Source organism: Streptomyces mabaensis (assembly GCF_053763515.1).
On the sequence record NZ_JBSOPZ010000032.1, the window covers coordinates 80091 to 90850 of the forward strand.

Below are 10760 nucleotides of genomic sequence, written 5' to 3' on the forward strand. Positions count from 1 at the left end.
CAACTCGCCCCACCTCGCTCGTTCGTCATGGCGAACACGACATCCAGGCGACGCGGTTGTCGTCGGCGCTGGTGCCGATGAGGGTGCTGCTCGCGTTGTCCGGCAGCTCCGGAGGCCCCCTGCCCCCTCCAGTGGCCGGTTTCACTCGTACGATCTCGCTGTCTCACTGTGTACCAGGAGGGGAAATAGGGTGGGGAGAACTGGAAGAGGCAGGCTGGCGACGGCGATTGCCGTGTCCTGCGCCGCCGTGGCCGGCTTGGTCGTCATGCCCGCCAACGCCATGGCGAAGCCCATCGCCGCGCCGGCGGATTTCAACGGGGACGGCTACCACGACCTGGTCGTGCCGGCGCCCGCGGCCACGGTGGGAGGCAAGGGCGGCGCGGGTGCGGTCGTGGTCCTGTACGGCTCCAGGACCGGGGTCTCGACCTTGCGCAAGGCCGTCATCACACAGAACGCCGCCGGCGTGCCGGGCACTGCCGAGGTCGATGACCTCTTCGGTGCCGCGACGGCGTATGCCGACCTCGACAGGGACGGCTACAGCGACCTGATCGTCGGAGCACCCAACGAGGGCCTCGGCGCAGCGAAAGCCGGCATGGTCACCGTGCTATGGGGCGGCAAGAACGGCCTGGCCGCCGCGAGCACGCTACCCGTACCGATGGTCGGGAGCGGTCGGTACGGCCTGGATGTCGCCGCGGTGCGCGACAGTCGCGGCCCGCGTGTACTGGTCGGCGGCTACGACGGGTCGGTCGAGTTCAGCGGCACGCTCAAGCGCGACGGCTCGGTCAGCACGAAATCGCTGACCCGGCATACCCCCTCGGCCGCCGTCACCGACTTCGCGGACTTCCGTCGCGACGGAAGCGTCGAGCGAATCGTCACCTCAGTCCGGGTCGGTGGCTATAGCGGCGGCCTTGTGTACGTCGACCCCGGTAACGGCAGCACCCCTCTGCCCATCGACGGCACGACCACCGCCGTCGGGGATGTCAACGGCGATGGCTACCACGACCTTGTTGTCGGCGACCCCGACGAACCGGTCGAGGGCACCCACGGGCACCTGGGCGGTCAACTCGCGCTCTGGTACGGCGGCAGCAACGGTCTCGCTGCGGCACCGGTGCACATCAGCCAGAACACGGCCGGCGTCTCCGGCACGTCGACGAAGGAAAACGCGTTCGGCACCGCCGTCGCCGTCGCCGATCTGAACAAGGACGGTCTCGGCGACATCATCGTCGGCGTGCCCGGACAGCAGCGGAACGGTCAGGCTGATGCTGGAGTCGTCGTCGTCATCCCAGGCCAGAAAACCGGCACACCCGGCGCCGGCTCGTACGAGATCTCCCAGGAGACCGGGTCGGTGCCCGGGGTATCGGAGGAGGACGACAGGTTCGGTACCACGCTTACGGTCGGCGACGTCAAGGCGGACGGTCACCCTGACCTGATCATCGGCGCGGAGGGCGAGGACAACTACCGCGGCGCAGTGTGGGTCCTGCCCGGCACCTCCACCCGCCCCCTCGGAACGGGGAGCGTAGAACTGACCGCCGGGAAGCTCGGAGTGGCCGGGAACTTCCCCCGGGTCGGCGGCTTTCCGCCTTCGTGAGTTCCCGCCATGCCCCGCCCCATCACCGGGCGGGGCATCGGCCGTCGCTCTCTTGCGCTAGCGTCCGGCGGTATGCGGAGACAGAGGGTGGGGATACTGGTGGCCGGTCTGGTGGCCGTGCCGGTGGTGATGCTCGTGGGGATTCCGGCCGGGTATTTCCTGTTCGTGTACGGGTGTGGGGAGCAGGAGGACCGGCTCGCGGAGACGATGGCGGGGGATCCCGTGCTGGACGCAGGGCCGGCGGGGGCCGGGAAGGGCGTCCCGTACAAGGGGTGCGACGACGACGATCTGTTCGTGTCCGTCGGGAGGGAGTACAGGCATGGCGCGTCCCTGCGGAGCACCCTCGTCCACTACCGGGAGGCCGCGCAGGCGAACGGCTGGCGGCCGAGCGGCGCGCGCGGTGACGACTCGGTGTCCGACTGTTTCACCAAACGGATGGGCGGCACGACTGCGTATCTCACGGTGAATGGCCCGGACAACGGAACCGTCCAGGTGGAGATCATCGCGGACCGCGCCGGTTCGGACTGGTGCTGACCCATGCGAATGCCCCAAGCCGGCCGGGAGCCCAGGCCCCCGGCGCGCTGAGGGTGTCCCGTCGGGGTGCGGTCTTCGGCTGGGTCAGCTCAGGCCCTTCGTTCGCTCGCCGATCCGGTCGCCCTTCGGGGAGCCCGACCGCTTCAGGTCCGGCTTCGTGTGCGCCCCGCCCTTGATCTTGCTCTGGATCGGGCCCGCGTAGCCGTGGCCGGGCGGGGGTGGGGCGTGGTCCGTCGCCTGCTCCTGCGCGGCGGCCGCGAGGTCCTTCTTGCGCTCTGTGGTCATCCGTGGTCACTCCCTCGAGGAAGCCGGGATGCGGTGAAGGTGCGCCACTTGGATCCTAGGCGAGCCCTCGTACGCATGCACCCGTCGTGACCGCGCGTGAGTGGACGTAAGCGGTCAGGTGCGACAGGTGAGGTGCATCTGCGCCGCCGCGTGGTGCGCGCCCTCGCGCCCGTCGCTGCCCCAGTCCTCGCCCCGGTCGGTGAGCTGTACGGCAAACCACTCGCCCCGCACCTCGTAGCTCCCGACGCTCACCAGCTCACCCCGGTGGACGGTCTGGTCGACCCGGAAGGTCCGGTAGCGGGAGTGGTCGTCGTACGGGTCGGCCAGTACGTGGTACTGCGTGGGGTCGCCCGCCACGTCCTGGTCCCGCTGGCCCTTGGGGATGTACACCCCGAGAGCACACTCGTCGAAGCCCGTGCCGATCCGCCACGACCAGGTCGCCGTGTTGCCGTAGTCCTGGGTCGCGCTCCCCGACATGGGGACCGCCGAGAAGCTGCCGTCGCACGAACTGCCTTGGTAGCCACCTGAGTTCACCGTGTACCAGCCGTCGTCCCCCTTGTGGTAGCGGCCGTGCTCGCGGTAATGGCCGCCGGTGCATCCGGGACCGGCCCAGGAGGAGTACGCCGGCGGGCGGGCTTCGGGCGGCGGCTTCACCGGGGGCACCGGCCGGGACGAGGCGGGAGGCGGCGCCGGAGCCGACGGCGAGGGGGTGGGCGAGCCGCCGCCGGGGAAGCTGGTGGGGCCGATCCGCTGCGGTGCGCCGCCGATACCGGCGACCGCGCCGCCGTCACCGCCGCCGCCGGAGGGCGCGCCGGACGGCTCCGCGGAGCCGGCGAGGAGCACCGACACCGAGACCAGGGCGAGCGCGGTCAGCACAACTCCCGCCGCCAGCAAGGCCTTCCCCGTGGTGGACAGGGCAGAGAGGCGGCCGGGCAGAGTCTCCCGGGCGATCCAGGTACTGAACCGGGCCGGCCGGGCGCCGGCTCGCTCCGCGCCGCACACCTGGCAGGTCATCCCGGGCAACGCGCCTCTGCCGTCGCCGTCGCACCCCACGCACGTCATTGCCTTCTCGCACCGCACCAAACGTCTGGACCGACTGATCGGTATGCCAAGGGGAGACCACTATGCAGGAACACACGACCGGTGGATAGGCCCCCGCGCGTTTGACCTTCCCCCAGGGGCAGGGCGCACGCTCCTTCCACCGGGCCGGAACGGCCCGGCGACGGGGAGGATGGGCCGGTGAACGACTCCGAGAACAACTCCGACCAGAACGGGGACCGAGCCGCTGCGGGCCACACCGGCGACCCGGACGGCCGACGGCGCCGCGCTGCTCACCATCGGGGCGTTCTCCGCGCGCTCGCGGTTGTCGCCCAAGGCCCTGCGCCTCTACGACCGGCTCGGCCTGCTCGCACCCGCGCGGGTCGACGAGTCCAGCGGTTACCGCTGGTATCGCGCGGACCAGGTGGCGCAGGCGCGGCTGGTCGCCCTGCTGCGGCGGATCGACATGCCGCTGGCGGAGATCGCCGGGATCGTCGGGCTGCCGGGTCCGCAGGCGGCGGACGCGGTGGCGGCGTACTGGGCGGCGGTCGAGGAACGCATCACCGTGCAGCGCGCGATCGCGGCCCATCTCCGTGACCGACTGTCAGGCAGGAGACCGGACTTGTACGAGATCAAGACGTGTGACGTGGCGGAACAGGCCGTCCTGGCCGTACGCAAACACCTGCTGGCCGAGGAACTGCCGCGGTGGATCCCGGCCTCGTTCGACCGGCTGGTCAAGGCGGCCGAGGGCTGCGGCGGGGTCGCCGGCGTCCCCTTCGTGGCGTACTACGCCGAGGTGACCGAGGAGAGCGACGGCCCGGCGGAGGCCTGCGTACCGGTCGCGGACGTGGCGGCGGCCGAGGCGCACGCAGCCGCGAGCGGCCGGAGTGTCACGCTGCGGATCGAGCCCGCGCAGCGGTTCGCCTACGCGCGGGTCAACAAGGAGGACGTGGCCTTCCCGCGGATCGCCGCCGCGTTCGAGGCGGTCGAGGACTGGGTGCGGGAACAGGGCCTGGCCGTCACCGGCCCGTGCCGCGAGATCTACTTCGCGGACTGGGATGCGGCCGGGCCCGGGGACCCGGTGTGCGACGTGGCGTTCCCCGTCGCCTGACCCGCTCGCGGCGGGCGCGATCAGTCGCGGAGTTCCTCCGGGCACGGTGTGCCTCGCGGGAGGTCGTAGGGGGCGCCGAGGCGGTACGTGCCCGGTTCCGGGGCGAGCAGTTCCGTCCACTCGTCGCCCGCCGCGTCCTCCTCCGCCTTCATCAGGCAGCCGCTCACATTGACGAAGTCCCTCGGACGCCCGTCATCCCCGTCGCGCTCCCGCGACTCGGCCGTCTCCCGCGGCGGTTCCACCCGCTTGCCCTCGGCGTCGACCAGGCTCAGCCACGGCGAGTACGGAACGCGAATCAGCACCCGCCCCTGCGACTTCACCCTGATGGTCAGCCCGCCCGCCCCCGCGCGGTCCACCGTGGCGGGCGGATCCGCCAGCGGCGTCGGGTCCTCTACCCGGAACAGCTGCCAGTTGGCGTCGCCCCACACCCGCTTCAGATACGGCTGGCCCGCCCGGACCAGCAGCGTCTCCTGTTCGGCCCCGCTGGAGTCCGGGGTGCCCTCCGGAAGTACGACGAAATGAACGGCCCAGCGGTCCAGCCACTCCCGGTAGTTGTCGGCGTTGAGGGTGTCGTCGTAGAAGAGCGGGTTGCGCTCCATGTCCGCCTGCCGGTTCCAGCCGCGGGCCAGGTTGACGTACGGAGCGAGCGCCGACGCCTCCCGGTGGCTGCTCGCCGGTACCACCTCGACGCGTCCCCGGTCCGCCCCGACCTGCTGCAACTGGTTGACGAGCGGCGCGAGCTCACGTGCCCAGGAGGCCACCGGGGTGGTACGCACCACGTCGTCCACGCCCTTGAAGCCGATCCAGAAGTTGAGCCCCGCGCAGGCGACCACGATCGCGTACCACTTGCGCGAGCGCGGTACGGCGAAGGGCAGCGCGGCGACCAGCACGACGCCGGCGAAGAGCATCGCGAGCCGGGTCACGTTGGAGCCGACCTGAGAGTCGATCAGCCAGGTGAGCAGGACCCCGAGGCCGTAGACGACGGCGGAGATCCGGACTGTCCGCCAGTTCTTCGGTACGAGGACGAACACCAGGACCGAGAAGAGCAACGGCAGCGAGGCCGTCCAGAAGGACATCGGCTGCGTCCCCGAGAACGGGAACAGCCACGCGGACAGCGCCACGACCGCCACCGGCGCGAGCCCGAGCGCGTACGCCCCCGGCCGCCGCCGGCTCAGGAACAGCGCCGCCGCGACGATCCCGACGAACAGCCCGGCCACCGGGCTGCTCGCCGTCGCCAGTCCGGCGAGCGGCGCGGCGACGGCGGCCTTCGCCCATCGGTTCTCCGCCCAGCGGCGCGGCCAGCAGAAGACGGCGGCCACGGCGCCCAGCGCGAACATCGTGCCCAGCCCGAACGTCACCCGGCCCGACAGCGCGTTGCAGAGCAGCGCGAACACCCCGGCGAGCGCGGGCGGCAGGGGGTTGGCCACGGCGTTGGCCGCGGCGTTGGCGGCGGGCCCGTGGCAGCGGGTCAGGATGAGGGCGAGCAGGCCGGCCGAGACGGTGCCGGCGATCATCATCGTCGTACGGACGCCGAGCAGCGACATGAGGTACGGGGACACCACGCTGTACGAGACGGGGTGCATCCCGCCGTACCAGGCGAGGTTGTACGCGGAGTCGGGGTGCCGGCCGACGAACTCGGCCCAGGCGTCCTGGGCGGCGAGGTCGCCGCCGCTGTTTGCGACGAAGAGGAACCAGATGATGTGGGCGAGCGCGGCGAGGGCGGTGGTGACGGCCACCGGATGGCGCAGCAGGCGTCGCGATGCGCTGTCTTTGGGGTGGGGGGCGGTGGGTGCGGCCGACGCGAGCGCTATTCGCGCCGCCCCGGCCTCGCGCGGCTGCCGCGCCGCCCCGGCCTCCGCGTCGCGTTCTCCGTCGGCGCGCTTCGGCTCAGCGGTGGTCACTCCCGACACTCCCCGTCTTTCCGCGCGGCGCCCTCACCCCCGGTGAAGTTCCGGTGTACGTACACGTAGACGCTGTACGGGCGTCAAGTGGTTGCCCAGGGCCCGGGACCAGGAACACGCGTCCCGGTCCAGGGGGGAAAGCAATCCGCCCTGGGCTCCAGCGACCCCCATCCCCCTTTCTCCCCACTTTGGTGCACGCCCACGCAACCTTTCTCCGTTCTCCACTTTTTCCCCCCTTCCCCCCCCCCGACCCCCCCCCTCCGTCCCCGGGGCGGCAGGCAGTCGGCCGTGGGCTCAGGCGACTCGCGTCAGCTTGTCGCCGAACGACGGTTCCGTGAGCTCCGCCTGGAGCGCGACCGGCACCTTCACCTGGCTGGCACCCTCACCCACGGTCAGGGTCCCGACCTCCGTCCCGGCCGCGGCCGAGTGCGGGACGGCCGAGCCGCCGTCGGTCAGTTCAATCTTCACCGTCAGTCCGGGCCAGCCCACGGCGTTCACGTCCTTGGTCGCGACGACGGGCGTCGTCCCGCCCAGGCCGTCGTCGACGTGGCCGACGACATCGCCCTTCTTCACGACGACGCGCGACTCGAGCAGCTCCTGCGTCGCGAGCATGATGTCCTTGCTCGCCTGGATGGCGGTGCCGAGGATGGGCGTGTCGTGCTGGGCGAGCACCGCGCCGACGATGAGCTGGTCGGTCGCACCGACCTTCTTGTGCGCGGCGAACAGCAGGTTGCCGCCGGCCTTCGTCGTGCTGCCGGTCTTGATGCCGAGCGCGCCGTTGAACGGGACGAGCTCGTTCCAGTTCCGCCAGTTCTTGCCCGAGGGGTCCTCCCACGACGGCAGCTTGGTGATGTCCATCAACGCGGGGATTTCCACCAGCTCCAGACCCAGCTTCACCTGGTCCTCGGCCGTGCTCACGGTCGTCGCGTCGAGTCCGGACGGATCCGTGTAGGTGGTGTTCTTCATCCCGAGCTCCTCGGCGGCCTCGTTCATCTTCTTGACGAACGCCTCCTCGGAACCCGCGTCCCACCGCGCCAGCTGCCGCGCGATGTTGTTTGCGGACGGAATCATGATGGCCGCGAGCGCGTCGCGGAGGGTGAGCTTGTCGCCCTCCTTGACGGTGTTCAGCGTCGACTCGCCGTCCGACTTGTCCAGCTGGCCCTCGGCCTCGCCCTTGGCGTCGATCGGGATCGACGGGCCGTCCTCGCCCTCCTTGAGGGGGTGGTTCTTGAGGATGACGTACGCCGTCATCGCCTTGGTGACGCTCGCGATGGGTACGGGCTTCTGCTCGCCGGAGGACCCGACGGTACCGAGTCCCGACGCCGCCATGAACGCCTGACCGTCGGCGGGCCAGGGGAGGGAGGGCTTCTCCCCCTCGAACGCGAAGGTCGACTTCGCGGTCATGGACAACTGAGGGTCGGGCAGCGGACGCACGGCCTGTACGACCGCGAAGACGATCCCCAGGAGGAGGACCAGCGGGGTCCAGATCTTGACCCGCCAGACGGCCGTCCGCACCGGGGTGGACTCGGGGGGCGGGGTGTTGGTCAGCTCGGCCAGCAGGTCGAGCGGCGGCTTGGGCGGGAGGGGCTGCTGCTTGGTCCGCTCGCTCTCGGGCAGGGCGGTTGCGCTCGCGCTTGCGGTGGCGGAGGCCGTTGCGCCGGTGGGCTTCAGCGGTACGAACTTGCTCGTGCGCTCGGCACCCGACTCGGGCTTGGGCTTGGCGCCGGGCTCGGGCTTGGGCTTGGCCGCGGGCGGTTGTACGGCCTTGAACGCGGTGGTGGCCCGGTCGGCGGACTCCCGCTTCGGCGCGGGTGGCCGTACGGCCTTGAACACGGCCGTGGGCTGGTCGACACCCTTTGCATCCGCACCCGGAGCGTCCTGCCCCGCCCCTGCCCCGGAGGAACGATCCGGCTCCGCCGCCGCCTCGCCCGAAGGCTTCGCCCCGGCCGAAGGCAGGCCGGCCTTGTCGGCCCTCGCGTCACGCGACGCCTCAGCGTCGGCACCCGTCGCGGCCGCAGGACGACGGGCCCCGTCGGCACCCGCGCCGCGAGACGGCTTCGCGTCAGCGTCGCTGTCCGACACCCCGTCCGCAGACCCGGAGCCACGCGTGGGCTCGCCCGCAGGGCGGTCGGGCTTGTCGGCACTCGCTTTGCGCGACGGCTCCCTGTCCACGGCAGCCTTGGGGTCGCGGGCTGCAGGCGCGGCCTTCTGGGCCACGTCCTCGGCCGAAACCCCGGGACCACGCGCAGGCTCCGCGTCACGCGACGCGTCTGCGTCAGCACCCGCCGGCTTCACGTCAGCGTCGCCGGCCGACGCCCCGGCCACCGGCCGGGAACCACCCGCCGGCTCGGCACCGCGAGACGGCCCCGCGGGCTCGGCCGCAGAGCGGGCGGCCTCATCGGCACCCGCGCCGCCCGACGGCTCCCTGTCCGCAACCGGCTTGGGGTCACGGGCTGCGGGCGCGGCCTTCGCAGCCACGCCCTCGGCCGTTGCCCGGTCCGCAGGCCCGGAACCACGCGCGGGCTCCGCACCGTGCGACGCGTCAGCGTCCGCACCCGTCGCGGCCGCAGGGCGGCCGGCCTCGTCGGCACCCGCACCGCGCGACGGCTTCGCGTCAACGTCGCTGTCCGACGCCCCGTCCGCAGGCCCGGAACCACGCGCGGGCTCGCCCGCAGCAGGCGCGGCCGCATCGGCCACAGGGCGGTCGGACTTGTCGGCATCCCCGCCGCGCAGCTGGGCGTCGGCGTCCCCGCCCGCCGCGGGCTCGGACTCGCCGGCGGGGCCCAGGGACCCGGAACCACGCGCGGGCTCGGCGTCCTGCGGTGGCTCCTCTCCCGGCGCCTCCGCGGCCTGGGGCTTGGGGTCGCGGGCTTCCGGTACGGCTGGGTTCCGGGGGTCCTCCGTGGGCCGCGTGGCGGGTGACGGGGTCTCGTCTTCCGCCGTGGCCACCCACGCCGCCACCGCCGCACGCAGGCGCGAGTCGCCGCTGCCCGCTTCCGACGGCTCCGTCGGGCGCGGCATCTTGAACACCGCCGTCGGCTGATCCGTACTCACCTTCGGCTCGCGGAAGACGGACAGCCGTGGGTCACTCTCTGCCGGAGTGCTCTCCCCCGACGATCCCTGCTGCTCCGACTTGTCGGGGGACTCGCCCGCCACCGATGCCTCCTCTAGCTGCTAGCTGCCCAAGCTTTCAAGCTGTCCAAGCTGTCCGAACCGTCTACCAGTGTCCCGTCCCGTGGACCGCGTTCACGTGCTAGACGAGAACGACATACCTACTGGTTCCCGAACAAAGCACCCAGGCGCTCTCGACAGATGAATGTGAGAGGGGTCACCCTGTCATTCATCCACGCGGGGAGGCATGGATGGGCAGGAGCCGCAGAACAATTCCGGAAGAGCTTCTGTTGCTCGCCTTGGACCCGACCACGGGAACCACGGCGCAGCCGCAGTCGCTCGACCTCGGCCTTGCCGGGGCCCAGCTAGTAGAGCTGGCTCTGGCGGGACGGATAGCCCCAGACGGGGATCGTATCGCCGTGGTGATGCCACGGCCGACAGGAGATCCGACATTGGACTCCGCACTGGAACTGCTGCGCAGACGCGGCAGCCCGGTGCGCGCCGTCCACTGGATCGGCGGGCCCCGCCTGGGGCTGCGCCAGACCTACCTCTCGCATCTGGAGCGGTGCGGCATGGTGCATGCCGTGGCGGGCCAGATGTGCGGAGTTCTGCCGACGACTCGCTACCAGGCGACGGACACGGCAATCAGCCGGGAGATCAGGGCCCGGCTGGACAGTGCGATCCGCACCGGCGTACCGCCGGACCCGCGGACCGCGGCGCTCGCCGCGCTGGCCCACGCAGTCGGGCTCGGCAAGCACCTGTACCCGGGTAACGAAGGACGGTCGTCCCGCAGCAGGCTGCGGGATCTGATCCGGCACGACCCCATGGGCGGACTCGTGGCGCACGCCGTGATGGACGTCCAGAACGGTGTGGCCGCGCAGCCGCGCCGCGCTCAGGCACCGGGCGGGCGCCAGTCGCCGGTCCGGAGCACGGAATCCGCCGGGGTTCCGCTGCCAGGGATGCCGTCGCAGTCCATGCAGCCGCGCCGCGGGAGCATGGCACGCGCCGTCGCGCACTGAGCAGTGACACGTTAGAACCGCACCACACCGCGCACCACACCCCGTACCACCCGCCGCACCGACTGTCCCCACAGACCCGGTTCGGGAGCCGCCAGTCGGGGGGGGGGGGGGGGGGGGGGGGGGGGGGGGGGGGGGGGGGGGGGGGGGGGGGGGGGGGGGGGGGGGGGGGGGGG

At 72.0% G+C, this 10760-nt stretch carries 8 protein-coding genes; 4 read left to right on the top strand and 4 right to left on the bottom strand.

Features of this window, described 5'->3' with window-relative positions; translation table 11 throughout:
- Positions 1–247 precede the first annotated feature (247 nt).
- Both ACWV17_RS25745 and ACWV17_RS25750 read left to right on the top strand, forming a co-directional pair.
- Positions 248–1588, top strand: coding sequence for an FG-GAP-like repeat-containing protein (locus ACWV17_RS25745; protein ID WP_455361585.1), 1341 nt, complete (start codon positions 248–250; stop codon positions 1586–1588).
- 87 nt (positions 1589–1675) lie between these two features.
- Positions 1676–2122 carry a hypothetical protein gene (locus tag ACWV17_RS25750; protein ID WP_455361586.1) on the top strand — a complete coding sequence of 149 codons (447 nt, stop codon included), beginning with the start codon at positions 1676–1678 and terminating at the stop codon, positions 2120–2122.
- Between the two features lie 84 nt (positions 2123–2206).
- On the opposite strand, the gene ACWV17_RS25755 is transcribed toward ACWV17_RS25750, so the two are convergent.
- A complete protein-coding gene (locus ACWV17_RS25755) occupies positions 2207–2407 on the bottom strand; it encodes a hypothetical protein (RefSeq protein ID WP_455351196.1) in 201 nt (66 codons plus the stop codon).
- 114 nt (positions 2408–2521) lie between these two features.
- Positions 2522–3421: an adhesin gene (locus tag ACWV17_RS25760; RefSeq protein ID WP_455361587.1), complete on the bottom strand. Its 900-nt coding sequence runs from the start codon at positions 3419–3421 to the stop codon at positions 2522–2524.
- Positions 3422–3692: 271 nt separating this feature from the next.
- Here ACWV17_RS25760 and ACWV17_RS25765 point away from each other — a divergent pair, with 271 nt between their 5' ends.
- Entirely contained in the window at positions 3693–4556 is an 864-nt protein-coding gene (locus ACWV17_RS25765) for a MerR family transcriptional regulator (protein WP_455361592.1), read from the top strand.
- A 20-nt stretch (positions 4557–4576) separates the two neighbouring features.
- On the opposite strand, the gene ACWV17_RS25770 is transcribed toward ACWV17_RS25765, so the two are convergent.
- Together ACWV17_RS25770 and ACWV17_RS25775 are read right to left on the bottom strand one after the other, a co-directional pair.
- Complete coding sequence (locus ACWV17_RS25770; RefSeq protein ID WP_455361593.1) at positions 4577–6367, bottom strand: MFS transporter; 1791 nt, start codon at positions 6365–6367, stop codon at positions 4577–4579.
- Between the two features lie 384 nt (positions 6368–6751).
- Complete coding sequence (locus ACWV17_RS25775) at positions 6752–9613, bottom strand: hypothetical protein (protein WP_455361588.1); 2862 nt, start codon at positions 9611–9613, stop codon at positions 6752–6754.
- A 206-nt stretch (positions 9614–9819) separates the two neighbouring features.
- Here ACWV17_RS25775 and ACWV17_RS25780 point away from each other — a divergent pair, with 206 nt between their 5' ends.
- Positions 9820–10587: a GOLPH3/VPS74 family protein gene (locus ACWV17_RS25780; protein ID WP_455351192.1), complete on the top strand. Its 768-nt coding sequence runs from the start codon at positions 9820–9822 to the stop codon at positions 10585–10587.
- Positions 10588–10760 lie beyond the last annotated feature (173 nt).